The organism is Hornefia porci (genome assembly GCF_001940235.1).
Classification (GTDB): domain Bacteria; phylum Bacillota; class Clostridia; order Peptostreptococcales; family Anaerovoracaceae; genus Aminicella; species Aminicella porci.
In genome coordinates this window covers 2,120,045-2,145,133 of record NZ_MJIE01000001.1, presented here as the reverse complement: position 1 = coordinate 2,145,133, position 25,089 = coordinate 2,120,045, and the positions used below count along the sequence as shown (strand labels likewise).

Annotated in this window: 20 protein-coding genes; 4 read left to right on the top strand and 16 right to left on the bottom strand. The window is 56.4% G+C overall.

What is annotated here, in order from left to right; all coding sequences use genetic code 11:
- Positions 1-68: 68 nt before the first annotated feature.
- The 12 genes from accD to hisD all read right to left on the bottom strand — a co-directional run bounded on the left by accD (position 69) and on the right by hisD (position 14,751).
- Entirely contained in the window at positions 69-923 is an 855-nt protein-coding gene (gene accD / locus BHK98_RS09975; RefSeq protein ID WP_075713884.1) for an acetyl-CoA carboxylase, carboxyltransferase subunit beta, read from the bottom strand.
- Positions 907-2,295 carry an acetyl-CoA carboxylase biotin carboxylase subunit gene (gene accC, locus BHK98_RS09970; protein WP_075713882.1) on the bottom strand — a complete coding sequence of 463 codons (1,389 nt, stop codon included), beginning with the start codon at positions 2,293-2,295 and terminating at the stop codon, positions 907-909. Before accC ends, accD begins: the two co-directional genes overlap by 17 nt.
- Entirely contained in the window at positions 2,289-2,909 is a 621-nt protein-coding gene (locus BHK98_RS09965; protein WP_075713880.1) for an acetyl-CoA carboxylase biotin carboxyl carrier protein, read from the bottom strand. The genes accC and BHK98_RS09965 overlap by 7 nt, the downstream gene beginning before the upstream one ends.
- Before the next feature lie 51 nt (positions 2,910-2,960).
- Entirely contained in the window at positions 2,961-3,191 is a 231-nt protein-coding gene (gene acpP, locus BHK98_RS09960; protein ID WP_075713878.1) for an acyl carrier protein, read from the bottom strand.
- A 1,040-nt stretch (positions 3,192-4,231) separates the two neighbouring features.
- Positions 4,232-5,509, bottom strand: a complete 1,278-nt coding sequence (gene hydF, locus BHK98_RS09955; RefSeq protein ID WP_075713876.1) for a [FeFe] hydrogenase H-cluster maturation GTPase HydF — start codon at positions 5,507-5,509, stop codon at positions 4,232-4,234.
- A 273-nt stretch (positions 5,510-5,782) separates the two neighbouring features.
- Positions 5,783-7,198: a [FeFe] hydrogenase H-cluster radical SAM maturase HydG gene (hydG, locus tag BHK98_RS09950; protein ID WP_075713874.1), complete on the bottom strand. Its 1,416-nt coding sequence runs from the start codon at positions 7,196-7,198 to the stop codon at positions 5,783-5,785.
- Positions 7,191-8,300, bottom strand: coding sequence for a [FeFe] hydrogenase H-cluster radical SAM maturase HydE (gene hydE, locus BHK98_RS09945; RefSeq protein ID WP_465250947.1), 1,110 nt, complete (start codon positions 8,298-8,300; stop codon positions 7,191-7,193). The genes hydG and hydE overlap by 8 nt, the downstream gene beginning before the upstream one ends.
- Positions 8,297-8,554 (bottom strand): TM1266 family iron-only hydrogenase system putative regulator, encoded by a 258-nt coding sequence (locus BHK98_RS09940; RefSeq protein ID WP_075715130.1) that lies wholly within the window; start codon positions 8,552-8,554, stop codon positions 8,297-8,299. The genes hydE and BHK98_RS09940 overlap by 4 nt, the downstream gene beginning before the upstream one ends.
- 324 nt (positions 8,555-8,878) lie before the next feature.
- Complete coding sequence (locus BHK98_RS09935) at positions 8,879-10,471, bottom strand: xylulokinase (protein ID WP_075713872.1); 1,593 nt, start codon at positions 10,469-10,471, stop codon at positions 8,879-8,881.
- Positions 10,472-10,546: 75 nt separating this feature from the next.
- Positions 10,547-11,809 (bottom strand): MATE family efflux transporter, encoded by a 1,263-nt coding sequence (locus BHK98_RS09930; protein ID WP_342718791.1) that lies wholly within the window; start codon positions 11,807-11,809, stop codon positions 10,547-10,549.
- A 65-nt stretch (positions 11,810-11,874) separates the two neighbouring features.
- Entirely contained in the window at positions 11,875-13,365 is a 1,491-nt protein-coding gene (locus BHK98_RS09925) for an APC family permease (RefSeq protein ID WP_075715128.1), read from the bottom strand.
- A 114-nt stretch (positions 13,366-13,479) separates the two neighbouring features.
- The gene (gene hisD, locus BHK98_RS09920; protein WP_143404581.1) at positions 13,480-14,751 is read right to left on the bottom strand and encodes a histidinol dehydrogenase; all 1,272 of its coding nucleotides are present in this window, start codon (positions 14,749-14,751) and stop codon (positions 13,480-13,482) included.
- Positions 14,752-14,873: 122 nt separating this feature from the next.
- On the opposite strand from hisD, the gene BHK98_RS09915 reads away from it, so the two are divergent.
- The gene (locus BHK98_RS09915; RefSeq protein ID WP_075713866.1) at positions 14,874-16,160 is read left to right on the top strand and encodes a MerR family transcriptional regulator; all 1,287 of its coding nucleotides are present in this window, start codon (positions 14,874-14,876) and stop codon (positions 16,158-16,160) included.
- A 20-nt stretch (positions 16,161-16,180) separates the two neighbouring features.
- Complete coding sequence (locus BHK98_RS09910; RefSeq protein WP_075713864.1) at positions 16,181-17,530, top strand: alpha-amylase family glycosyl hydrolase; 1,350 nt, start codon at positions 16,181-16,183, stop codon at positions 17,528-17,530.
- A gap of 58 nt (positions 17,531-17,588) precedes the next feature.
- On the opposite strand, the gene BHK98_RS09905 is transcribed toward BHK98_RS09910, so the two are convergent.
- Entirely contained in the window at positions 17,589-18,473 is an 885-nt protein-coding gene (locus tag BHK98_RS09905; RefSeq protein WP_075713862.1) for a LysR family transcriptional regulator, read from the bottom strand.
- A 539-nt stretch (positions 18,474-19,012) separates the two neighbouring features.
- Between BHK98_RS09905 and BHK98_RS09895 the strand changes: the two genes are divergently transcribed.
- Together BHK98_RS09895 and BHK98_RS09890 are read left to right on the top strand one after the other, a co-directional pair.
- A complete protein-coding gene (locus BHK98_RS09895) occupies positions 19,013-19,885 on the top strand; it encodes a DMT family transporter (protein ID WP_075713858.1) in 873 nt (290 codons plus the stop codon).
- 62 nt (positions 19,886-19,947) lie between these two features.
- A complete protein-coding gene (locus BHK98_RS09890) occupies positions 19,948-20,889 on the top strand; it encodes a magnesium transporter CorA family protein (RefSeq protein ID WP_075713856.1) in 942 nt (313 codons plus the stop codon).
- 21 nt (positions 20,890-20,910) lie between these two features.
- Here the strand turns inward: BHK98_RS09890 and BHK98_RS09885 are convergent, their stop codons facing one another.
- Genes BHK98_RS09885 through BHK98_RS09875 form a run of 3 tightly spaced genes read right to left on the bottom strand, consistent with a single transcriptional unit; the run spans position 20,911 to position 25,075 of the window.
- Entirely contained in the window at positions 20,911-22,281 is a 1,371-nt protein-coding gene (locus BHK98_RS09885) for an MATE family efflux transporter (protein WP_075713854.1), read from the bottom strand.
- A 37-nt stretch (positions 22,282-22,318) separates the two neighbouring features.
- Positions 22,319-23,503, bottom strand: coding sequence for a D-alanine--D-alanine ligase family protein (locus BHK98_RS09880; RefSeq protein ID WP_075713852.1), 1,185 nt, complete (start codon positions 23,501-23,503; stop codon positions 22,319-22,321).
- 9 nt (positions 23,504-23,512) lie between these two features.
- Positions 23,513-25,075: a UDP-N-acetylmuramoyl-tripeptide--D-alanyl-D-alanine ligase gene (locus tag BHK98_RS09875; protein ID WP_075713850.1), complete on the bottom strand. Its 1,563-nt coding sequence runs from the start codon at positions 25,073-25,075 to the stop codon at positions 23,513-23,515.
- Between the last annotated feature and the right edge of the window lie 14 nt (positions 25,076-25,089).

The window sequence follows — 25,089 nt, the reverse complement described above, 5'->3', positions numbered from 1 at the left end:
GATGCGGCCACGCGCCCGTGCCTCGTCTCCTGATGCGGCCGCGGAGCCCTGCGCGCCCGTGCCTTTCATCACTGATGCAGGCGAAGGAGGCGCGCCAGCGTTTCCTTCATTTCCGCCCGGGAAACCACCGCATCCACGAATCCGTGCTCCCGCTGAAACTCCGCATGCTGAAACCCCTCCGGCAGCTTCTCTCCTATGGTCTGCTCGATGACTCTGGGACCCGCGAACCCGATGAGTGCTCCCGGCTCTGCCAGAATCACGTCCCCCAGACTCGCAAAGCTCGCTGTGACGCCTCCGGTCGTCGGATTCGTCAGGACGCTGATATACAAAAGCCCGGCCTCGTCATGCCTTGCGATCGCCGCAGAGGTCTTCGCCATCTGCATCAGGGACAAAATCCCCTCCTGCATCCGGGCTCCGCCGGATGCGGCAAAGACGATCAGCGGAAGTTTCTTCCTGACTGCGTACTCGCAGGCGCGGGTGATTTTTTCTCCCACTGCCATTCCCATGCTGGCCATCAGAAACCGGCTGTCCATCACGGCAAGCACCACCTTACATCCGTCGACACGGCAGGTGCCCGTGATCACGGCCTCCCGCAGTCCGGTTGTCTCACGGGCCTGCGCCGTCTTTTCGCGGTATCCCGGAAAATCCAGCGGATCCGAGCCCTCCAGCGTTCTGGAAAGTTCCCGGAAGCTTCCTTTGTCGGCAATCATGCGTATCCTGCTCCGGGCAGAAACCCTGCTGTGGAATCCGCAGTGAGGACAGACATACAGATTCTCGCGCAGCTCTCCCTTTGTAGAACGGCTCCCGCATGCCCTGCACTCCAGAACCTCCCCGTCATCGCCGCGCCCGCCGGTTTCTGTCTCCGGCCGGATCACCCGATTGATTGCGTTCAGAATGTCTTTCCGTTCACTGAATGGATTCATTTCGGCCTCCTGCTGCCTCATAGATGCTGATCAGCTCCTCCAGATTGTTCTCAATGAACCCTGTGTTGTAGTGTCCCCGGAGAAATTCCTGATGATACATGATCAGATGCTGAATCGGAAGCGTCGTCCGGACGCCCTTGATGATGGTCTCGCCCAGCGCACGGCGCATCCTGCGGATGGCCTCCAGCCGGGTGTCGCCGTAGACGATGATCTTCGCCGCCATGGAATCATAGAACGGGCTGATATCACATCCGCTGTACAAAGCACTTTCCACACGCACATGATTGCCGGCGGGAAAATGCAGAAACCCCACATGTCCCGGGCTGGGCGCAAAGCTCTGAAAAATATCCTCTGCGTTGATTCTGCACTCGATGGCATGTCCGCGGGTCCGGACGTCTCTCTGACTGATTTCCAGCGGAAGTCCCGACGCGATTCTCAGCTGCTCTCTGACAAGATTGACCCCGGTGATCATCTCCGTAACCGGATGCTCCACCTGAAGTCTCGTGTTCATCTCGATGAAGTAGTACCGTTCTCCGTCCACAATGAATTCCACAGTTCCTGCGTTCCGGTATCCCGCGGCCCGGGCGACCTTCACCGCATCCGCTCCCATCTGCGCACGAAGCTCTTCCCCCAGACACCAGTCCGGAGCCTCTTCAATCATTTTCTGATTTCTGCGCTGGATCGAGCAGTTCCTTTCGCCCAGATGAATCACGTTGCCATACTGATCCGCGAGAATCTGAAACTCCACGTGCCGTGGATTCCGAATCAGCTTTTCCAGATAAACGGTTCCGTCGCCGAAGCACTTCTCCGCCTCCAGCCGCGCGTCCTCAAAGGCCCGGCGCACTTCACCGGAATTCTCCGCCACACGCATTCCGCGGCCTCCCCCACCTGCAGAGGCCTTGATCAGCACAGGATATCCGATCTGTTCCGCGATCGTTTCCGCATTCTCCACAGTATCCACCGGCCCGTCAGAGCCCGGCACCACAGGCACTCCGGCCGCCTTCATGGTCTTCCTGGCCTCAGCTTTGTTCCCGAGCTTCTCTATCACCTGCGCCGGAGGCCCGATGAATATCAGTCCGTTTTCCCTGCACAAAGCTGCAAACTCCGGATTTTCCGAGAGAAACCCGAAGCCCGGATGAATCGCCTCACATCCGGTTCCTCTGGCTGCTTCGATAATGTTTTCCATGTTCAGATAACTCAGAGCGGAAGGAGCCTTCCCGATGCAGACGGCCTTGTCGGCCAGCATCACATGAAGCGCGTTGAGATCCGCTTCTGAGTAAACCGCCACCGTACCGATTGAAGCGTCTCTGCACTCCCGGACAATCCGGACCGCAATCTCCCCGCGATTGGCAATCAGAACTCTTCTCAGCATTTCTCCACCTCGAACAGTGTCCTTCCGCAATCCACCAGTTCACCGTCAACCCCCAGAACCTTCGTTACTGTCAGATCACAGGGAGCCTTAATCTCATTCATGACCTTCATGGCCTCAATAATGCACATGACTTCACCCTTTCTGACCGTATCGCCGATTTCCACAAAAGGCTTCGCCCCCGGCGCTGCGGCGCGATAGAAAATCCCAACCAGGGGCGCTTTGACGGTTTCCGGCGAGATTCCCGGCGAACCGGCTTCCCTCGGCAAATCAGAAACCGGGGAAGCGTCGGGATTCAACATCGGCGACGATTTCAGAGAAGCGCCCGGGGACGGTGCAGCCGCAGCGGTCTGCAAGCCGCCGACGGACGGCGAAACACCAAAACCCGAATCGTTTTCCGCGGCGTCCGCACAAAACATGCTGACACCTGCTCCCGAACCGGCTCTTGCGCCTGCCGTCACAAGAGGAAGAAGCTGGCTCAGCAGTTTCTCAATGTTCTCATCTTTTTTCTCTGTTTTTTCCAGACGAAGCCTCTCGCCGTCTGTCTCATATTCCAGTGCAGTCAGCTCCGACCTCTCGAATTTTTTTATAAGATCGAATATCTCTTTCTTTTCCATTTTCCCGCCTGCTTCCTGCCCGACTGTTTCCTGCAAAACCGGTGCACCGCGTTACGCCTGATATCTGGCGACACAATCCGCGATGTCCTGTACAGTTTTCATGTTGCTAAGTTCCTCATCCGGAATCTTGATATCAAACTCTTCCTCCAACGCCATGACCAGTTCCACGGCATCCAGCGAATCAATGGAAAGATCCTCTGCGATTCTCGCCTCAGGCCGGATCTTCTCCCCATCACAGCTCAATGTGTCTACCATAATTTCCTTGATTTTTTCAAAATTCATAACGGGTACCTCCTCGTCTGCCGGTCTTCCTGTCCGGACATGCTGTTTCGTAAGCAGTTTTTGTGCATTGTCGCGCGAGATAATCCACGCCGGTCGCATACGGCAATTCGCGTTGCGCGCGAGATCGCACGAGATAATTTAAAAATATTTAATTAAAATATTTTAACTAAATATTTTTAAGTATCATAACAGACGGCGGTTGAACTGTCAACCCCCTTTTTCAGTGTGTCGGAGTTATCCCGACACTTCTTTCCATTGCCGTATAGGTTTACCGCATGGTTTCGCATCCGAATATACGCGAAATGCTGATGGCCCAAAAGTATTAAAAACCACGGCTATGCACTCATGCAGTTCCAGATAGGTATATGAATGCATGAGTGTATGTACGGGTATATGGTCGTATACACGAATAGAAATATAGTTGCATGCAGGTACAAGATAAAAAGAGTCGGCGGTGCACAGCGCCAGGCAGTTTCCGGTTTAAGATTCAGAACAGAGCCGGACAACCTTGAACGATCCCGGACGAGTTAGAGGGCGGTCAGCCCTGCAACATTTTTGGTTTTTTTCGAGAAATGTGGCAGATTTCATGGCGTTTTTACTATGTATAACATATATTGCAAAATTGGAGTATCGAAAATAAGTCATTCGTACTGCGTTTTAACAAAAATATAACACAAAATTTATCCTATATGTGTATTTCACAGGCTTAGATGGTAAAAAATGTAAATGTGCAACGCAAACTCTGCCACATTTTTGGATTTTTTTCGATTTTGTGGCAGATTTTCCGAACAAGGGTCTTTTAAGCGGGTTTGTAATCGTTAATTTGCGATTTGATATTTGACATTCAGTCTCGTCGAAAGGGTTTTTGGATTCTGCACCCACGGTTCGGTCGGTGGTGCGGCGCCGGGTTATGGGTTCACCTCGTCGAAAGGGTTTTCGGATTTCTCCGCTCGCGACCCAGCCGGCGGCACGAATTCCGGGTTATGGGTTCACCTCGTCGAAAGGGTTTTCCGGGCTGTCGGCATGCTCTTCAGCGGGTTTCAGTGCGTTTCAGCGGGTACGCTTTTATTCAGCGCGCGGATGCTGCGCGGAAGAATTCCTGTCGCAAGTGCGATAAGTACGCCGTAATTGATGAACGGCACACCCTGTGATACGGTCTGCCGCATACGGCTTTGAACCTCCCGCTCGTTCAGCATACAGCCGCCGCAGTGGACCACCAGGCGGTATCCGTCAGGGTTTTCCGGAAATTCGCGCCCGGAGCAGGTCTCCACCTCAATATTTGCGCCAGAGTATGCGCGGAGCCAGCGGGGAATTTTTACCGTGCCGATATCGTTGCACTGTCTGTGATGCGTACATCCTTCCGCAATCAGAACCCGATCGCCGTCAGAAAGTCTGCCGACAGCCGGCACCGCGGCAAGAGCCGCATCCAGAAAGCCTTTGTGCCTCGCCATCAGAATCGAGAAAGATGTCAGCGGCACGGATTCCGGAACGATTTCCGCAACAGCCTTAAATGCCTGGCTGTCTGTGATCACCAGCTCCGGCGGACGGCCCAGACGCTTCAGCGTTTCCGTAAGCTCCATCTCCCGGCAGGCAAGGGCAATGGCGCCCGCATCCAAAATGTCACGCACCGCCTGCTGCTGGGGCAGGATCAGGCGGCCCTTCGGCGCCGACTCGTCAATAGGTATTACCAGCACCACAAGATCATTTGGAGCAAGCAAATCACTGACCAGCGGAGGCGCATCTGACTTTTTCGGCGACAGAGCGGCCAGTGTCTCTTTCAGCTTGAGGATTCCCCGGCCCGTCTCTGCGCTGGCACAAAGAATCACCGGCTGCTCCTCGTCAATTGTCATTTCACCGTCTGCGGGGCCGTCGGCCGTTCCGGTTTCGCGACAGTCCTCGATTTCAGCGACCGCAGCCGGATCCATCAGGTCTGCCTTGTTATACACGACGATGAATGGGATCCCCTCCTTGATAAAGAGCTGCTGAAGTTCCCTGTCCTCCGGCGTTTCCCCACGGACGCCGTCAATAACAAGAACCGCGATGTCTGTTTTGCGTAATGCTTCTCGGGTTTTTGCGACCCGAAGCTCGCCGAGAGTCCCTTCATCGTCAAACCCCGGCGTGTCAATAATTACAACCGGTCCCAGAGGCAGCAGCTCCATGGCCTTGTACACAGGGTCTGTCGTCGTTCCTTCCCGGTCGGAAACGATGGACATCTTCTGATCTGTGATACCGTTGACAATGCTGGATTTCCCGGCGTTTCGGCGGCCGAAGAAGCCGATATGGATCCGTTCACCGGATGGTGTGTCATTCAAGCTCATATATTCCTCCCGTCGTGCACCGGGGCTTTTTGTATATCCCGATTTCGCGAGCCTTCGTCGGCGCGGCGTACTGCCGTGCAAGTCGGCGCGGTGTCACGCCCTGTCGCAGGTCGACGCGGCGCGCGGTGTACTGCCGCGCAAGTCGGCGCGTCGTCGCGCCCATGTCGCAGGTCAGCGCGGCGTACTGTCGCGCAGGTCGGCGCGTCGTCGCGCCCATGTCGCAGGTCGTCGCGGCGTCATTATGTCCCGGCCGTCCCGGCCGGCGCCCCAGTTTTAGAATCTGAAATCTCTTTTGCCTGTGTGAATGTTGTTCAGGTAATCTTCGCACTTTTCCCTCACTGCGGGGTTTGTGATTACGTCGAGCTCGCGCGCGATCAGCGCGTCCCCGATTTCCTTTGTTCCCGGAGAGGCATAATCCTCCAGATACTCCTTCAGGGTCATGAGTGCGTTGGGATGACAGCAGTTGACAATCTGACCGCTCTTCAGAAGGGACATGAACCGGTCGCCGGTGCGCCCCTCGCGGTAACACGCCGTGCAGAAGCTGGGGACGTAGCCCATCCTCATCAGCCAGTTCACCACCTCGTCCAGCGTCCGCAGATCGTTGACATCGAACTGCGCGGTTTCATCGTGACGCTCCTCGTTCACATATCCGCCGACACTGGTTCTGGAGCCTCCGCTGATCTGCGAAATCCCCAGATGCAGCACGCGCTCCCGGGTTTTCTGGCTTTCCCGGGTGGAGACGATCATCCCGGTGTACGGCACCGCGATGCGGATGCAGGCGACGATTTTCGCAAAGGTCTCGTCAGAAATGCTGTTGTCGAACACCTCCGGATCGATATCATCCGCCGGGCGCACCCTCGGAACACTGATGGTGTGCGGGCCGCATCCCTTCGCCCCCTCCAGATGCTCCGCATGCATCAGAATCCCGACAAAATCATATTTGTAATTGTTCAGGCCGAACAGCACGCCCAGCCCCACATCGTCAATGCCGGCGTCCATGGCCCGGTCCATCGCCTCCGTGTGCCAGGCATAGTCGTGCTTGGGTCCCGTGGGGTGCAGCCGTTCGTAGTTTTCCTTGTGATAGGTTTCCTGGAACAAAATATACGTTCCGATTCCTGCGTCCTTCAGTTTCCTGTAATTCTCAGGCGTCGTAGCGGCGATGTTCACATTCACACGGCGGATTGCGCCGTTCTTGTGTTTTATGCTGTAGATCGTTTTGATGGACTCCAGGATGTACTCGATGGGATTGTTCACCGGATCCTCTCCGGCTTCGATGGCCAGCCTTTTGTGTCCCATATCCTGCAGAGCGATCACCTCGTCCCGGATTTCCTGCTGCGTCAGTTTTTTCCGCGGGATATCTTTGTTCCGCTGGTGGTAGGGACAGTATTCACAGCCGTTCACACAGTAGTTGGAAAGATACAGCGGCGCGAACATCACGATGCGGTTTCCGTAAAAGTCCTTTTTTATCTGCTCCGCCAGAGCGTAAATTTCCTGATTTTTGTCCTCCAGTTCACAGTTCAGGAGCACGATCGCCTCTTTATGGGAAAGTCCCCTGCGGAGCCGCGCCTTCTCGAGGATTTCGTCAATCAGCTCCCGGTTGTCTTTGTTCCTCTCGCCGTACTCAAGACACTTCAGAATTTCCTCGTGGTCAATGAATTCCTCTGCGCGCGGCGACATCATATCATACATTTGTATCTTCCTTTCTTATCGACGGATGATCTCCTCTGGATACCGCGATGCGGTACCCGATCCGTTCCATTCTCCCTGCCAGGCAGAAGCGGCACTCCGCAGCCTCCTCGCCTGTACAGATTTTGTTGTCATAAAGCTCATATTTCTTCCGTACCGCCACCGGCGACAGATTCGGCATCACCACATTGGCCCCGGCGAGAATCCCCTGCTCCCGTCCGTCCGGCGCAATCGTTCCAAGGGCTGTCGTTGCGGGGATCAGCGCCTGCGGGAGCATGAGGCGGAGCACGCCTATGCACCACAAAGTCAACTCCACCGAGCCTCCCGGCTCCTTCGCCAGGGGCGTTTCATGATGGGGCACAAAGGGTCCTATTCCGACCATATGAGGCTCCAGCTCGCGGATAAACAGCATGTCCTCCGCCAGACATTCCGCCGTCTGTCCCGGTGCTCCGACCATGAATCCGGTTCCGACCTGATAGCCGATTTCCTTCAGATTCCACAGGCATTCCCTTCGGTGCTCCGGGGAAAGCTCCGGGGGGTGCAGCCGCCGGTAATGCTCGAAATCCGCAGTCTCGTGCCGAAGCAAATACCGGTCCGCTCCGGCTTCAAAGAAACGCAGGTATGAATCACGGCTTTTTTCCCCGACAGACAGCGTCACCGCACAGTCGGGGAATCCGGCTTTGATACTCCGGACGATTCTGACCATATCCTCATCCGAATACGACGCGTCTTCGCCGCCCTGGAGCACAAAGGTCCGGAAGCCCAGCGCATATCCGTCCTCACAGCACTGCAGGATCTCCTCCCGGGTCAGACGGTAGCGTTCCGCATTCCGGTTGCTTCGCCTGATTCCGCAGTAGAGGCAGTCATTTCTGCAGTAGTTGGTAAATTCGATGAGTCCGCGGGTGTAGATATCCTTCCCGAAACACCGGTCAGCGACGGCCCGGGCCTTCTGCTTCAGATATTCCAGACTTTCCGCATTCCGATGTTCAAACAGAAAGACCCATTCATCCCGGCTGAGGCTGTGCTCCCGCTCCAGCCTGTCCAGCAGGGCTCGAATCCGTATGCCGGCCGCATCCGGCTCTGCTGCGACAGAGAAGCGATTCACGCGTCCTCCGGCAGCTTTGCGTATACAGCCTTTGCCGAAACCCCCGGGATCTGTCCGAGTTTTCCGGAAAGGGCGCTGATCGCGTCGGCCGGTCCGTCAATTGCGATGCTGATCAGGGAAATACTGCGGTCCCGATAGGGCAGACCCATTCTTCCGATAATGTACTCGCTGTACTCATGAAGCACATGATTCAGCTCCTCCGTCCGTTCGTTATCCTCTACAACGATCGCAAGCATAGCGACTCTCTTTTCCATTTTCTCCTCCTGTTCACCGCCGCTCCGCATCCGTCCACATTCGCGCTTTTTCAGACGCGTTCGCATTTCAGACGCGTCTGAAAAAGCTCCTGCGCCGAAAGGCGCAGGAGCTGTCAGATTCAGCGGCTCTTCCGCCTTTCCGTTCGGGGCGTGCCCTCGCGGTCAGTACAGAGCGGTATTCTTTTGTCCGCAAGCGCCCTCAGGCTGCCCGCACTGCGGATTCCCGGGCAGAGCCTCTGCTCTTTCCGTTCATCCCTTTTCAATATTCTACACGACCCGGCCCGGAAAGTAAAGAGCGATTATTTTCGCAGGCCCGTATACAGATTATTTCCGCAAACCCTTATACAGCTTCCGGTTCGCGCTGTGGATCTTCCGGAAGGTCTGATAATAGGGCTCATAAAGGCGATGCTTTTCTGCGGAGGGGGAATATCTGGCCGCGGCAGGGATAAAGCTCCGCACGCAGTCCAGATCCGGAAGAATCCCGAGGCCGGCCGCCGCCACGGCGGCGGCCCCCACCGCTCCCGCGTTCTGCGGGGAGCGTACCGTCTCAATCGTCCGCCCGGTGATATCCGCCAGCATCTGACAGGAAACGGGAGACAGCGCACCGCCTCCCACGAAGCGGATGGGGTCGGAGGTCTTCAGTTTCCGGTCCTGACATTCCAGCATCCAGCGGAGATGGTAAAATACGCCTTCCAGCACCGCATGGATCATTTCCGTTTTGCCGGTTTCCAGACGGATGCCGAAAAACATCCCGGTAGCGTCCGGATCCTCAAAGGGACATCGGTTCCCGTGCAGCCAGGGCGTAAAGATTACGCCTCCGGAGCCGGGCGGAACGTCTTTCACCGTCTCCGTCATATAATCATAAAGGCTCCTGTATGTGCTCTCATAACCCTGCGAAATATCCTTCTTTTCCAGATAGATATTGATTTCGTCCAGAGCCAGATGATCCTTCACCCATTCCAGCGTTTTTCCGGCGGTCTCCATCTCTGCGAAGTAGTTGAACCGTCCGCTCCGGGCGCCGGTTATCGCAGCGATCATACAGGAAGTGTCCGCCATACGGCGGTCAGTCACGGTGGATACCCAGCCGGAGGTGCCGGAATAGATATGCGTGTCTCCTATGCCGACTGCGCCGGCGCCGATTCCGATCAGACTGCTGTCGCCTCCGCCGCCGAACACCGGAGTCCCCGCGGCAAGCCCCAGTTCTCCGGCCGCCCCGGGGCACAGCTCGCCCGCCTGGTCCTCAGACCGTATAATCGGCGGAAGGAGCTCGCGTCTGACCCCGAACATGGAACACATTTTTCCGCTCCATCCCTCATGCCCCGGACGGTTGTCATAGAGCAGTGTGGCGAAAGCGCTGTCCTCCGTCATGGTGAACCGCCCGGTGCAGCGAGAAACCAGATAGTCCTTTACATCCAGCCACCAGGCGGCCCGGGCGAAGTTTTCCGGCTCGTGCGCCTCGACCCATTTATATTTCCACAGCGGATCCTTGACGCTGCTGCTGACCGCGCCGGTAATCACCAGACTGGGCAGCAGCTTGAAAATATTCGCGCCGGCGATCCGTATCCCGTAGGCGATACCCTTCCGAATCTCCTCCACAGCGCGCTGATCCATATAGCTCATGGGACGCCGGACCGGAACGCCGGAGGCGTCGGTCAGCACCAGACCCTGCATCTGAGAACAGAAGGAGATCCCCGCGATCTCCGCCGGACTGACCTTTGTTCCGGAGAAAAGCTCCCGGGTGGACTCGCACATCCCCAGCCACCAGTCCTCGCCGCTCTGCTCCGCTCCGCCGTCTGGCAGCACATACAAAGGATAACTCCGGCCGGCTGACGCCAGAAGCTCAAAGGTCTCTTCCACCCCGAAAAGGCAGGTCTTGACTCCTGTCGTCCCAATGTCATAAGCCAGTAAATACTTCATCCGTCCTCACCTCGACTCATCTGCCGCAGGGTCCGCCGACGCCCCGGAAACCGGAGTCCACCGGCACCTGCACGCCTACATATACTGATATTTTTTTCTCTTTCCGATCACAAAATACGCCGACACCGCGAACGCCATAAGCTCCGCGGCCACCGAAGCCCACCAGATGCCTTCGAGACCGAACAGCACCGGAAGCAGGAGGATACAGATCACCTGGAAAACCAGCGTTCTGATAAAGGACAGAATCGCCGACACCAGACCGTCTCCCAGCGATGTGAACAGGGAAGATGCGTAAATATTAAAACCGCTGACAAGAAAGACCAGCGAATAAATACGAAAAGCGTGGAGCGTCATCCGGTACAGCTCCGCGTCGTAGCCCACGAAGAACCGCGTCACCAGTCCGCTGCTGATTTCTCCGAGACTCAGCATCGCCACCGCGAAGACGGAAAGAATCCGGACGGCAATGCGCAGAAGGTTTTTCATTTCGTCTTTGTTGCCGGCTCCGTAGTGGTAGCTCATGATCGGTGCGGATCCGAAGGTGAAGCCCAGGAAAATCGCCAGGAAAATGAACATGACGTACATAATCGCTCCATAGGCCGCAACGCCGTCCGAGCCGGCGAAGCGCATCAGCTGATAATTATACAGTACGGTGACCAGCGAACCGGAAATGCTGCTCATCATCTCAGATGAGCCGTTGAAGCAGGCGCGACCCAGGATTTTCCATTCAATGCGGGCGGGAACGAGCCGCAGAAGACTGTCGTTTTTTCGTGAGAAATAAATCAGCGGAATGCCTCCCCCGATGAACTCACTGCACACCGTGGCGACAGCCGCGCCCGCCACGCCCCAGTGAAAGATGCCCACAAGAATGCCGTCCAGCACCATGTTGGTCAGACCGGCGGCCACCGTTATAAACAATCCCAGCTTGGGCTTTTCCGCAGTATTGAAAAAGGTCTGAAACGCCACCTGCAGCATGAACATGGGAATGGAAATCATCGTAATCCGGCAGTACAGGACACAGTAGGGCGCCATCGCCGTATCAGCGCCCAGCAGGCTCACCAGCCGCGTCAGCAGAAGCTCGCAGATTACAGTCACGATAATCCCGACGCCGATCAGCGTATAAATGAACATGGAAAAATACCGGTTCGCCCGGTCACGGTCCCGCTCGCCCAGTGTGATTCCCACGACCGCGCTGCCGCCGGTTCCGATCATGAATCCCAGCGTCGACATGATGGTCAGCACCGGCATCACCAGATTCACCGCGGCAAACGGGATCTTACCTGCGAAGTTGGACACAAATAACCCATCGACAACCCCATAAATCGATGTGAAAATCATCATGAGTATCGACGGGTATACGAATCGTAAAAGTCTTTTGTATGTAAAATGATCTGAAAGCTGTATTCTCATAGTAATGGTATCAGATAGAGCACTCCCGCCACGACGCAGGCCGCGATTACCACCGTCTTCCAGATCCGGTATTCCCGATCCATCGACGCGCGTTCAGCGTCGCCGGGCAGCTCCTCCTGCAGTACATAGGCGTCGAGCTTCTCATTCTCCGCCTCTCCGTATATCCTCCGACAGATATAATATACCACAAGACCGACGATACACCAAATAATTCCTGTCACAATCGCGTAACGGTCCAGCTGAGTCATCATGATGAAATAAATGACAATGCTGACCGGAACGCCGACCCGGATGCCCGGCGCCGTAAAGGGCCTTTTCAGTTCAGGGTGACGGATGCGGAGTCCCAGCGCCGCGGCGATTCCGATAATGTAATAGAAGAGATCCGCAAAGAGGCTGACGGACGCCACAAAGTTAATGGGATACACCGTCAGAATCAGCGACAGGATCCCCAGAAACAGAATCGAGATATAGGGCGTCTGATACCTGGGATGCAGCTTCGCGAAGAATTTCGGCATGGAGCCCTCTCTTGCCATGGCGTACAAATAGCGGGGCGGCACGGCGATGCTGGCGTTCAGTGTCGAGAAATCCCCGCCGAAGGCGATTCCCACTGCCAGAAGCGCCATCGGAAGTCCCAGAATCCCCGCCGCGGACATCGCCTCCGCGAAGGGTGCGTTGGCGGAGGCCAGGGCTGCGACTTTGTTCACCGGCGTAATTCCCACAAGGAACCACTGGAACAGCGCGTTTACTGCGAATACGATGAAGGGCGACAGAATCAGCGCGCGGGGCAGGTTGATCTGCGGATAACGGATCTCCTCACCCATTGCGCAGCAGGTCTCGAAGCCCGCAAAGCACCACCATATCATCGCCACACATCCGATGAATCCCCACGGCGTCATGGTCTTCATCGCGTCCGGGAGCACCACATAGGACGGCATCTGAATGTTGGGAATCATCGCCAGGAACCAGATTATCGCGACGCCCCAGAAGAAGAACATGAATCCGTTCTGCAGCTTTCCGGTCATCTCGGTTCCCAGGATATTGGTGACGATGAAGATCACGATGGGAATCATCGCCAGCACTGCGTCACTGACCGGCAGCTCGACCTCAAACGCCCTGAAAATCGTTTTGAAATAGAAGGCGAACGCCAGCGCCTCTCCCGACGTCACCGCGATAAGCGACGCGATGAAATTCCATCCCGCCATAGTCCCGGCCGCCTTTCCCAGCCCCAGCTGAGCGTATTTATAAGTTCCTCCGGCGTAGGGCAGCGCCGCGCCCATCTCGCCGTACAGCATGGCCGGATACACGCTGATCACCATCGCGATAAACGTCGCCACAACCACCATGGAACCCATGGTTCCAACAATCTGGGCTCCGGTAGTGAACAGGCCGACGCCGATGACCGTGCCCACGGTGATCGTCACCGCCTCCCGCATTCCGAAGGCTCTCTTCAGAGTCATTCCGCTCTGAGGTTCTGCATTCTTAGACATAATGTTCCCTTTCTTTCTCATCTACTGCTTTTCTACTGCTTTCCTGATTTCGGCGCTGCCGCGCCTTCAGACAGGATTTTCCGTGTTCACCGGCGTTCCGCCGGTTCAGCCTGCTCAGCGAAGTCTCTTCTCCGCCGCAACTGCGTGTCCCTCCAGACCTTCGCCGCGGGCCATCCGGCTGACCAGAGGCGCGATCTTCCCCGACGCCTCCGCCGTCATCCGCTGATCGGTGCATACCTTCAGGAAGGTGCCGACCCAGACGCCGCCGGTGTAACGGGAAGCTCTGACAGTCGGCAGCGTGTGGTTGGTGCCGGAGGCGTAGTCCCCGAACACCTCCGCCGTATTCCCTCCGACAAAGAGCGATCCGTAATTCTCCAGTTTCCCGATAATCTGATCCGGATTCTCCAGATTGACCTCCAGGTGCTCCGGCGCATATTCATTGGCTACATCCACCGCCTCCTTCAGGCTGTCCACGACGACCACCTCACCGTAGTCCTCCCAGGACTGCCGGGCGATTCCCGCCGTCTTCAGGCTCTCAAGCTCCCGTCCGACCGCTTCTATGACCCGGTTCGCCAGCGACTCCTCCGTCGCCAGCAGGAATCCCTTCGCGTTTGGATCGTGCTCACACTGCGCCAGCAGATCCGCCGCCAGAACCTCCGGATCCGCCTGTCCGTCGGCAATCACGAGCACCTCGCTGGGTCCGGCGATGAAATCGATGCCGATCTGTCCGTAGCACTGCCGCTTGGCCTCTGCGACAAATTTGTTTCCGGGTCCTACGATCATATCCACAGGACGGATCTGTTCTGTTCCGTAGGCAAACGCGGCGATCGCCTGCGCGCCTCCGACCGCGTAGATTTCATCCGCGCCGGCAAGATCCATGGCGACCAGGGTTTTGTAGTGAATGCTTCCTGTTCCGTGTACCGCCGGGGAGCACGCCACAATCCGTCTGACGCCGGCAACTCTCGCCGGTGTGATCAGCATCAGCGCCGTCGAATACAGCGGATAGCTTCCGCCCGGCACATAGCAGCAGCAGGAGGAAACCGGAATAATTCTGTGCCCCAGAAAAATTCCCGGTGCGGGGCTGAAGTCCTTCACCTCGCTCATCGATTCCCTCTGCGCTCTGGCAAAGGCCTCGATGTTCTTACGTGCCTCCTTCAGATCCTGCAGCTCCTGCTCGCTGATTCTGCTGTACGCCTCTTCAATTTCCCGGCGGCTGACCCGCAGCTCCTCCCGCACATATCCGTCAAAGCGGGCGCTGTATTCCTTCAGAGCCGCATCGCCGTTTTCACACACGTTATCGATAATTTCCGCTACCGTTCCCCGGAGTCTGCGATTGTCCTCCGCGGTCCGTTCCTTTGCTTTTTTTATGATTTTCACGATATTCATCTCCTTTACCGCTATACTACTTTATTGAGTTAAATCGATGTCAAGAGGCAATTCCGAGGGTTTTTATCAAAAACGTTGAGTATACTCCATGTTTTTGTTATAATGTTCTTGAGGTGGCACAAATGAAAATCGGACAGGTTTCCCGCCGGTACGGAATTTCCAGAGACAATCTGTACTACTATATCAACTACGGTCTGCTGGTTCCTCCGCGGCGCAACAATCAATACGTCTTTGACGACGATACCCTGCGGGATCTGGAGTGGATTCTGGAGCTGAAAAACATGGACTATTCTCTCGCGGAAATCCACAGAATCCTTTCCCTCCGACGCATCTCCGGACTGGAGAATCCCCGGGACCGGGCAGATCTCCGAGAGATTTACAGTGCCAAGAGGGATGAATGCGCCCGAAAAATCCGACACTATGAAGCTGTGATACGCGATCTGGATTCCCGAATCGTTGAGCTTTCCAGCGCCGGTTCAGAAACGCCCGCACATACCGGCGTTCCTCTGAGGATGCTGGATCTCCTTTGCTGCCCCCGCTGCGGCAGAGAACTGACCATCGGCGACGTGACGATGGACATGAAATACATCTACGACGGAAGCCTGCACTGCGACTGCGGCTACGAGGCGCGCATCGACGACGGAATCCTGATCACGCCGAACGGATATGCGGGAGAGGCTGACACCCCCGATCTCGACCGGGATCTGTACAAGGACCTGCCCCCGTCGCTGATCAGCCTGTTCCAGCGCTCCTATAACAACATGAAAAAGGATTTGTCTGAAATGGATCTGACCGGCAGGGTGGTCATGGAGACCTATATCAACGCGTGGTTTTTTCTGCATAATCATCAGCAGTATTTCAGCCCGCAGGGCTTCTACATCGTCGTGGATAAATTCCCCGAGATGCTGCAGATGTACAAGACGCTGATCGAACAGGAGAATTACAATCTGCCGATTCTGTACCTGGCAGACTCCTCGACAGATTACCCGCTGAAGAAAGAGATCGTGGATCTGAACCTCGATTTCTTTGCTGTCAACGAGCACCTGTTCTATCATGACGATTTCCTGCTGGACCGCCTTTCCCCCTATCTTAAGGCGGACGGACAGATCCTCGGCACCTGGTTCTATTTTAAAAACGGGCAGCGCTCCATGAAGCTCCTGAAGCAGGACTATCCGGAAAGCTCCCCGGACAATTTCTCCCTTCCCTGGTTCCGGCAGCAGCTCGCCCGCTCCGGGTTCGCCCTCGACCGCTCCCAGGTCTGCGGCCACACCACAGATTCCGGCAATAATCTCGGGTTCGGCTTCCATGTCACCGGAGATGAAATGTATCTGATGACGTATCTCGGGCACCGGGAACAGCACCCGCGGCGCGCCGCGTCCAGATCAGCACTGCGGCAGGATAACGAATAAATCCAAAACGGAGGTTTCTCATGTGGATTAACGAAAGCAGCCTTTATCAGATCTATCCCCTCGGCTTCTGCGGCGCGCCGCAGGAAAACGACGGGAACACCGTTCCGCGGATCCGGAAGGTTACGGAGTGGAGCGGATATCTGCAGGCTCTGGGAATTGACACGGTTCTGTTCAATCCCGTCTTTGAATCTGACAGCCACGGCTACGATACCCGGGACTTCCGCAGGCTGGACTGCCGCCTGGGGACCAATGAGGATTTCCGGGCGGTCACAGACGACCTGCACGCTCACGGCATCCGCGTCCTTCTGGACGGCGTGTTCAATCATGTGGGGCGGGGCTTCTGGGCGTTCCGGGATGTGCGCGAACACAGACAGGATTCCCCGTACAAGGACTGGTTCTATATTGATTTCGGCGGAGACTCGAATTACGGCGACGGATTCTGGTACGAGGGCTGGGAAGGGCACTTCGAACTGGTCAGACTGAATCTGCAGAATCCGGAGGTGCGGGATTATCTGACTGATTCCATCCGGTTCTGGGTCGAGGCCTTCGATATAGACGGTCTGCGGCTGGACGTGGCGTACTGCCTGGACGAGAATTTTCTGCGGCACCTGCACTGGTTCGTCCGGGAGCCTCTCCGGGAAGTGCTCGCGAACAAAACAGATCCGGATTTTCCGCTGATCGGCGAAATCCTGTTCGGCGACTACCGGCGCATCGTCAACGGCGATATGCTGGATTCCTGCACCAACTACGAATGCTATAAGGGGCTGTATTCTTCCTTTAATTCCGGAAACATGTTCGAAATCGCCCATTCTCTGAACCGCCAGTTCGGGCCTGAGGACTGGTGCCTGTACCGGGGAATGCATATGGTTTCTTTTCTGGACAACCACGATGTGAACCGTATCGCCTCCACTCTGATCAATCCGTCTCATCTGAAGCCGGCTTACGGTCTGATGACCGGAATGCCGGGAATCCCGTGCATCTACTACAGTTCCGAGTGGGGCGCTGCCGGCGTCCGCCATGACGACTCTGATGCTGATCTGCGCCCCTGTTTCAGTGCGCCCCGTTCCGATGACGAAACTGTCCGGTTCGTGACCCGTCTGCTGACACTGCGCCACAGTCAGGAGGCTCATCCGCTCTGCTTCGGCGACTACCGCAATGTTGTCATCACCGGTCTGCAGCTGGTCTTCGCCAGAACCGACGGACAGGGACAGATCTATGTCTGCATCAACGCGGCGGACAGCCCCTTCACCGCCGGTTCCGATGAACTGCGCGGTAACTTCCGTGAGCTCATCAGCGGACAGGATCTTGCACTGGACGGCTCCGTTGAAATTCCCGGGTACGGAGTACTCTGGCTGAGACGAATGGATTAGCCTTTGTGCTCCGGCGAAGCCCCCGAACCGTCTTTTGTACCCCAGCGAAAGCAGACCCCTATTCCCCGCGCTCCGGCCGTGTCAGCATACGAACCGCGTATTCCAGGAACCGTCTGGACGCCGGCGATGCATGCCGGACCGACGGAACAGCGATACCGAAGGTCAGATTCTTCTCCGGCTCCAGCGGGAGTTTGACCAGGTTTCTGTTCCAGCCGGTGGTGCAAAGCTCGTTCATGATGCTCATTCCCAGCCCGTTCTGAATCATCGCCAGCGTCGCCGGATTTTCCAGGGTGGTGAATTTAATATGCGGACGGATGCGGTTTTCCGTCAGCAGCGCCTCCACGTCCACGTCATGCCCCAGCGCAGGCATAATAAAATCCTCCTCTTCGCACCGGGACAAAGGATAGGCTTCACACTCCGCAAGGGGATGCTCCGCAGGGAGCACCGCTACCATCCGATCCTCCGCCAGCGGAATCCACTCATAATCCATGGGCTCCGTATACGTTAAAAATCCCATGTCCGCGATTCCCTGGTCAATCCATTCCAGCATTTCCTGCCGGATCCCCTCCATCAGCCGGAGTTCTATCTCCGGGTAATCCGTCTGAAATTCACGGATCACCGCGGGGAGCCAGTAGGTCGCGACACTGGGATAAGAGGCGATCGCGACGCTTCCCACCGTCAGCCCGCGGACCTCCGCCGCCAGCTCGTAAATGCGGTCCTCCTTCCCCAGAAATCCGCGGATCTCGGGCAGGAACCTCTCGCCCTCTCCGGTGAGCGTCACTCCCCGCCGGCTCCGATCCAGCAGCGGAAACCCCAGCTCTTTTTCCAGAGCCGTAACCAGCTGACTGACGCCCGACGGCGTATATCCCAGTTTTCCGGCAGCCGCAGTGAAGCTCCCGCATTCCGCCGACGCCACAAATGCTCTGCATCTCGCACTTTCCATAACTCCTCCTTTTCGAGCCGACTGAAACTCCCTGCGGCAGACCGCCGGATATGCTCTCCGTGTTATTGATATTTTGAGCATATCCGGTGGCTGAGCACGCTTTAAGCAGTGTCTGCCCATTAAGTCCCCGTCGGACTTAATGGGCGCTGACAGCAGATTGTCAGCAGCGCCGCGGCGCACAGTCCAATGGAAGGGTGCGCCGGCAGATACTGCTTGATGCTTGTGCTCAGGAATTCGGCCGTTTCCGAATCCCGCTGCCGCAGGGTTTTCGGATAATCCGACTGAAACTCCCTGCGGCAGGCCGCCGGATATGCTCTCTGTGTTATTGATGTTTTAAGCATATCCGGTGACTGAGCACGCTTTAAGCAGTGTCTGCCCATTAAGTCCCCGTCGGACTTAATGGGCGCTGACAGCAGATTGTCAGCAGCGGCGCACGCATTAAGTACAACTTAATATGGGCATAAATAATTTTAGTTTTACTTCTTATCGCTCCGATTATATAATAACTGACGGAATATTTCAAGAAACGGAGCAAAACCATGAAAATCATCGAAAAGCACGGCTGGATTCTCGTCTTCCTCGGGGCGGTATGCTGGAGTCTGAACTCCCCGCTGGTAAAATACATGACGGCTTCGGCGATGACCATCTGCTGTCTCAGAGCGCTGATCGCCGGCGTTGTGCTGCTTCCGTTTCTCCGGCCCTCCCGGCTGAAGCCGGACCGCTGGACGGCGGTCTATCTTCTTTCCTTTGCCGGCGTATGTATCACCGTCATCGCATCGCTCTCCATGACTGACGCGGCCATCGCGGTCGGAATGCAGTACACCGCGCTGATCTGGCTGACACTGACCGCGGTTCTCCGGACCCGCCGCTTCAGAGGACAGCCCTGGGGTCCGGTGTTCCTGATCCTGGCAGGCCTTCTTTTGTTCATGAGCTCCGGCAGCGCCGGTTCCCTCACCGGCAACCTGACCGCCGCCTCTGAAGGAATCCTGTTCGCCGTCATGACCGCCAGCGGGAAACGGGCGGGGCAGGAGAACCCTCTGGGTCTGACCTGTATCGCAAATCTGTTCACCGGCGCTCTGGTTCTGCTGATTCATCCGCAGACGGCGGGCGAAGCCCTGTCGATGGCGCCGTCCCAGTGGGGACTTCTTCTGGTGCTCGGCGTCGTGCAGGTGGCTATGGGCTACGGTCTCTACAATCTCGGACTTCAATACGTTTCCCCGCAGCGGGCGTCTATTCTCGCGCTCTGGGAGATGATTCTGGGGCCGGTCTGGGTCGCCCTTTTCCTGCATGAATACTCCTCCGGAATGATAATCGCAGGTTTCCTGCTGATTCTGGGAGGGATCTGTCTGAACGCCCTGCATCCCTCCGGAAAGGGTTATATTCTTGTAAAGCCTGACGATATGGCATTGTAATTTTTCGCAAATGTGTTAAATTATTCTCAGAGATTATTTTTGTATTTGGAGGCAGCAAGGTCATGCTGAGATATTATATTACAGAAAAAAGCCGGATTCTGCAGATTTCAGAACCGCTTCCGGGTTCCTGGATCCGCCTGACCGATCCCACCGAGGCAGAGGCGCAGCAGGTCGCCGGTACACTGGGAATCGATCTTGACGACATTCTGGCCGCCACAGATCTGGACGAAAACAACCGTGTAGAGCTTGCCGACGGCTATACGCTGATTATCATCGATATCCCGGCTGAGGAAATCCGACACGAAAAGGAGGTATACAACACGATTCCTATGGGAATCATGCTGACCGGAGATCATATCGTTACCGTCACCATTCAACAGACGCCGGTGCTTCAGGCCTTCGCCGACGGGCGTTACCGCGGTTTTTCCACAAAGAAAAGAATGCGCTTTATCTATCAGATCATGCTGGAGAACACGCTGCGTTTCCAGGACGGGCTGCGTGATATCGACCGCAAGCGCCGCCTGATCGAAGAGGATATCGGCAGCCGCACCGGAGAGGATGACCTGATCGGACTTCACGAGCTGGAATCCACTCTGGTATACTTCGCCACCGGACTCAGCGGAAATTCAAACGTGCTCAACCGTCTCACCCGATACGAGAGGATTGAGCAGTACCCGGAGGACAAAGACCTGCTGGGCGATGTTATCGTGGAAAATCAGCAGGCGATGGAGATGACCCAGATCTATCAGGGCATCATCGACAGTACGCGTGATCTGATGTCCACGATTCTGGACAAGCGACTGAATAATGTGATGAAGATCCTGACCTCCATCACTCTGATTCTCGCCATCCCCACAGTCATTTCCGGGCTCTACGGCATGAACGTCAACGGCCGTGGCATGCCCTTCGCCGCCATGGTCAACGGGTTCGGCATCATCTGTCTGATCATCCTGGCCATCTGCGCCGTTCTGTTCTTCCTTCTCCGCCGCCTGCGAATGCTGTGACGCAAACATGCAGGCCTCGGCTCAGTGAACGCCTGCCGGCGCGATTCCGGCAAAAAGCCGTCTGCGAATCAGCAGATAATAAAGGATCAGAATCCCCGCCGTAATTGCCCAGCTTATGGGAAAGCACAGAATCAGGAGCCGGAAGTCGGGATGGTTTGGGAACACGAAAAACACCCAGACGATCCGGGTGCCGCAGATCCCGACCAGCGCCACCAATGCAGGCGCCAGCGACTTTCCAAATCCCCGGAGCACGCCGGAGAATCCTTCGATCAGCGCGTTTATCACCTCGAACGACAAAATATACACGATGCGGATCTGGCCGTACCGGACAACCTCCGGATCCGTGTTGAACAGCTTCAGCAGCGGAACAGCAAAATAAATAATAGCGGTGCAGAGAATCGCCGTGAAAATCAGATCCTGCGCCAGCCCGATCCGAATCACCCTCCTGCAGCGGTCCGGCTTCCTCGCTCCGCTGTTCTGTCCGATGAAGGTGGTCTCCGCCTGCCCGAAGGCGTTAATAATATAATACGCCACGATTTCGATATTGAACGCCGCGGAGGACGCCGCGATGATGTCCGGCCCCAGACTGTTCAGCGCCGACTGGATGCACAGGTTGGAAATCGAAAACACCATTCCCTGCAGCCCGGCGGGCAGTCCGATCTGCAGCATGACCTTCAGGATTCCCCGGTCAATACGGAAGTCCCGGAACCGAATCCGGATCGGCGCCCCGGTCCGGCGCAGCACGAGGAACATCAGACCTGAGCTCACAGTATTGGAAATCACTGTGGCGGCGGCGACGCCGTCGGCGTCCATGTGCAGGACGAGTACAAAGAAAAGGTTCAGAACCACGTTCAGCAGCCCCGCCGTAATCAGGCAGAACAACGGCGTCCTGGTATCACCCTGGCTGCGGAAGATGGACGATTCAAAATTATACAGAAGGATCACCGGCATTCCCAGCAGATAGATGCGCAGGTAGGCCAGGGCCATCGGCATGATGGACGACGGTACTCCCAGAAGCTCAAGCATAGGCCGTGAAATCAGTATCCCCAGGACTGCGACAATCACTCCGGTGACCAACGCGACCAGAACCGCCGTATGAACGCCCCGCCGGATCCCGTCCGGATTTCTTTGTCCCGTAAACCTGGAAATCACCACATTCGCGCCCAGCGATACGCCCACGAAAAGATTGACCATCAGACCGACGACCGGGCTGTTGCTGCCCACTGCGGCCATGGCGTTCTTGCCGGCGAACTGTCCGACGACCGCCACATCCGTGGCGTTGAAGATCTGCTGAAGGACGCCGGTAATCGCCAGCGGCACAGCAAACTGGAGAACCTTGTCCCCCAGCGATCCCTCAATCATATTCATTGCAGGCTTCCGTCTTCTGCTCATACTGTACACACATTCCTCCTGTTTTCATGCGTGCTCCCTACCCCAGCTTGCTCTTGGAGCCGGACAGGGATGTCTGATCCAGCAGATTGGTATCGAAGCTGAATGTCAGCGCCTCCTCCTCGCGCACACGTTTCAGCGCCAGCCGGATCAGCCGGTCCAGCAGCTCTTCATATGGGATTCCCAGCGGCTCCCAGAGATAGAACGCCAGCGAGCCCGGAATCGTGTTGATTTCATTAAAGTACAGCTTCCCGTCGGCCTCGTCGATCATGAAATCAATTCTGGCCACGCCGCTGCATCCCAGTGTCTGAAACGAGCGGACCGCCAGCTGTCTGACCTCCTCCCGCCGCTCAGGCGCAAGCTCTGCCGGAATCTTCCTGGAGACTCCGGCCATTCCTTTGGAGCCGCCGCCCTTGGAATTTCCGCCACTCAGATATTTGTCCTCATAGCTCAGGATATCCTTTGTATGAAGAGGCTCCTCAATTTCCGAAGCGACGGCGTGATTCTCATCGCCCAGCACCGAGCAGTTGATTTCCCGAAGCTGCGTGATCGCGTGCTCCACAATAATCCGATGGGCGTAGGTAAACGCGTCGTCAATGGAATCCACCAGCTCCATCCGGTTCTTTGCCACGCTGATGCCCACGCTGGAGCCCAGATCGACAGGCTTGACGATGACAGGATATCCCAGCTTTTCCTCCACGCCGTCGATGATCCCGTCGATGTCGCCATAGTCCGCCGTCGTATAGATGATCCCGTCCAGCACAGGCACGCCGTTCTCCTTCAGGACAACCTTGGAGGCGTATTTATCCATACCGAGAGCGGAGGCTCCCACGTCGCAGCCCACAAAGGGAAGCCCCAGAGTCCTGAAATATCCCGCCAGCGTTCCGTCCTCCACATTTTTTCCGTGAACGACGGGGAAGGCCAGATCGATTTCCACGCTGCCGCCGCCGAAGCGCTTTTTCGGGTACGGCTCCAGCCTGACCCTTCCTCCTTCATTGACAAAGATCACCCGCTGCGACCGGGACAGAAGCCCCGGAATGTCTTTGTATGCGTCAATCTCACTGATGTCCGGCCCGGTATACATCACAGAATCCTTTGTGATATACACCGCCGTCACATCGTATTTTTCTTTGTTCATGCTCATGATCGCCTGGATGCCCGAAATCACCGAGACCTCGTGCTCCACGCTGTTTCCGCCAAACAGAACCGCAATTCTCGTCTTCATGAAAGCCCCCTAATAGTTGTCGGGCAGGTCGTTTTCCAGAAGGATGAACTTGTGTCCCTCTGCCCTGATCCCGTATGCGAAGTCCAGAGCGTCCCGGAGGTGCTCATAAACGTGACAGCGTTCTCCGGGGAAGCCCTTCTCCAGCAGCCCCTTCTCAATCGGCGCCGTATGCCGCCGTCCGATGAGCAGGACGTAATCGCAGCAGTCCGCCGCATAGCCTCCGAACTTATAGTTATATTCATCTTCCCGGTCTCCCAGCTCCACCATGCCCGGCGTGATCAGGATCCGGATGCCGTCGAAGCTTTTCAGCGTCTCCACCGCTGCCCTGGAGCCTACCGGATTGGAATTATATGCATCGTCGATAATCGTAACCGCGCCGCGCTCAATCATCTCCATACGATGAGGAACCGGCCGGATGCGGCGCACCGGAACCCGCAGCTCCTTCAGCGGAATTCCGAAGGTATTCGCCACCGCGATGGCCCCGGCGATGTTGATGATATTATGCTCCCCCAGAAGCCGGGTCTGAAATTTCTCCGTCTCCCCCGAGGGCGCTGTGACCGTGAACTCCGTTCCCTTCTGGGACAAATGTATATTCCCCGCGCAGTAGCCTGCGCCTGCGGAATGGTTCCGGTAAAATACGACGTTCGGATATTTTTCGCTGTTTTCACTCAGATACTCATTGTCTCCGTTGAGAAACAGCGTTCCGCCCTCCGGCAGCGCATCTGCCAGCTCGAACTTGGTTTTCACGATGTTGTCGATGGAATGAAATGTTTCCAGATGTGCGGGGCCGATGGATGTAATCAGACCGTGATCCGGATGAACGAAATCACAGATTTCCCTGATTTCTCCGGTCTTTCGTGCTCCCATCTCACAGACGAAGATCTCGTGGGTGGACCGCAGCGATTCACGGATGGTCTTCACGACGCCCATCGGCGTATTGTAGCTTTCCGGAGTGACCAGCACGCTGAAGCGGCTGGACAGCAGGGTCTGCAGATAGAATTTGACGCTGGTCTTGCCGTAGCTTCCCGTGACGCCGATGATCTTCAGATCCGGATTCGCCGCAAGGATCCGCTCCGCGTCCCGGATATAACGGCCCTTGATCATCTTCTCAAAAGGCTTCATCAGGACGTTGATGAACAGGAAAACGACCATCTGCAGCGCCGTGAGCACCGCCAGCGTCCCGGGAAGCACAGAAATTCCCAATCCCCGGACCGCCGCCGCGGCAATGACAGCCGCCAGCACGATATCCGCACCGATCATCCGCTGCACCCGATGGGTGTAGACGATGTTCTTCTTTGTATTAATCTTCTTCAGAAACTGATAATACCGCAAAACCACCAGCGCTGTCACCAGCAGCGCGGTCAGCGGCAGCGCGGTCGGAAAAACCGCGGAAAGCACGCCGAACACACAGAGAAACAGCAGGCTGCGCTGCTTGCCGTGCTTCTGCTTCAGCCAGCTCCGATGCTCACCGTTGAAATATCCGTTCAGCTGGAACATATGCATATTATATCGCATGACCAGCAGAAACGCCGGCAGCATCACGATGGAAACAACGATCTGAAAAAACTCCATGCTCCCTACTCCTC

Bases quoted from the DNA above. Each gene is read 5' to 3' on its own strand.
- accD (WP_075713884.1), bottom strand. From the start codon at position 923: ATGAATCCATTCAGTGAACGGAAAGACATTCTGAACGCAATCAATCGG.
- accC (WP_075713882.1), bottom strand. From the start codon at position 2,295: ATGCTGAGAAGAGTTCTGATTGCCAATCGCGGGGAGATTGCGGTCCGG.
- BHK98_RS09965 (WP_075713880.1), bottom strand. From the start codon at position 2,909: ATGGAAAAGAAAGAGATATTCGATCTTATAAAAAAATTCGAGAGGTCG.
- acpP (WP_075713878.1), bottom strand. From the start codon at position 3,191: ATGAATTTTGAAAAAATCAAGGAAATTATGGTAGACACATTGAGCTGT.
- hydF (WP_075713876.1), bottom strand. From the start codon at position 5,509: ATGAGCTTGAATGACACACCATCCGGTGAACGGATCCATATCGGCTTC.
- hydG (WP_075713874.1), bottom strand. From the start codon at position 7,198: ATGTATGATATGATGTCGCCGCGCGCAGAGGAATTCATTGACCACGAG.
- BHK98_RS09940 (WP_075715130.1), bottom strand. From the start codon at position 8,554: ATGGAAAAGAGAGTCGCTATGCTTGCGATCGTTGTAGAGGATAACGAA.
- BHK98_RS09935 (WP_075713872.1), bottom strand. From the start codon at position 10,471: ATGAAGTATTTACTGGCTTATGACATTGGGACGACAGGAGTCAAGACC.
- BHK98_RS09930 (WP_342718791.1), bottom strand. From the start codon at position 11,809: ATGATGATTTTCACATCGATTTATGGGGTTGTCGATGGGTTATTTGTG.
- BHK98_RS09925 (WP_075715128.1), bottom strand. From the start codon at position 13,365: ATGTCTAAGAATGCAGAACCTCAGAGCGGAATGACTCTGAAGAGAGCC.
- hisD (WP_143404581.1), bottom strand. From the start codon at position 14,751: ATGAATATCGTGAAAATCATAAAAAAAGCAAAGGAACGGACCGCGGAG.
- BHK98_RS09915 (WP_075713866.1), top strand. From the start codon at position 14,874: ATGAAAATCGGACAGGTTTCCCGCCGGTACGGAATTTCCAGAGACAAT.
- BHK98_RS09910 (WP_075713864.1), top strand. From the start codon at position 16,181: ATGTGGATTAACGAAAGCAGCCTTTATCAGATCTATCCCCTCGGCTTC.
- BHK98_RS09905 (WP_075713862.1), bottom strand. From the start codon at position 18,473: ATGGAAAGTGCGAGATGCAGAGCATTTGTGGCGTCGGCGGAATGCGGG.
- BHK98_RS09895 (WP_075713858.1), top strand. From the start codon at position 19,013: ATGAAAATCATCGAAAAGCACGGCTGGATTCTCGTCTTCCTCGGGGCG.
- BHK98_RS09890 (WP_075713856.1), top strand. From the start codon at position 19,948: ATGCTGAGATATTATATTACAGAAAAAAGCCGGATTCTGCAGATTTCA.
- BHK98_RS09885 (WP_075713854.1), bottom strand. From the start codon at position 22,281: ATGAGCAGAAGACGGAAGCCTGCAATGAATATGATTGAGGGATCGCTG.
- BHK98_RS09880 (WP_075713852.1), bottom strand. From the start codon at position 23,503: ATGAAGACGAGAATTGCGGTTCTGTTTGGCGGAAACAGCGTGGAGCAC.
- BHK98_RS09875 (WP_075713850.1), bottom strand. From the start codon at position 25,075: ATGGAGTTTTTTCAGATCGTTGTTTCCATCGTGATGCTGCCGGCGTTT.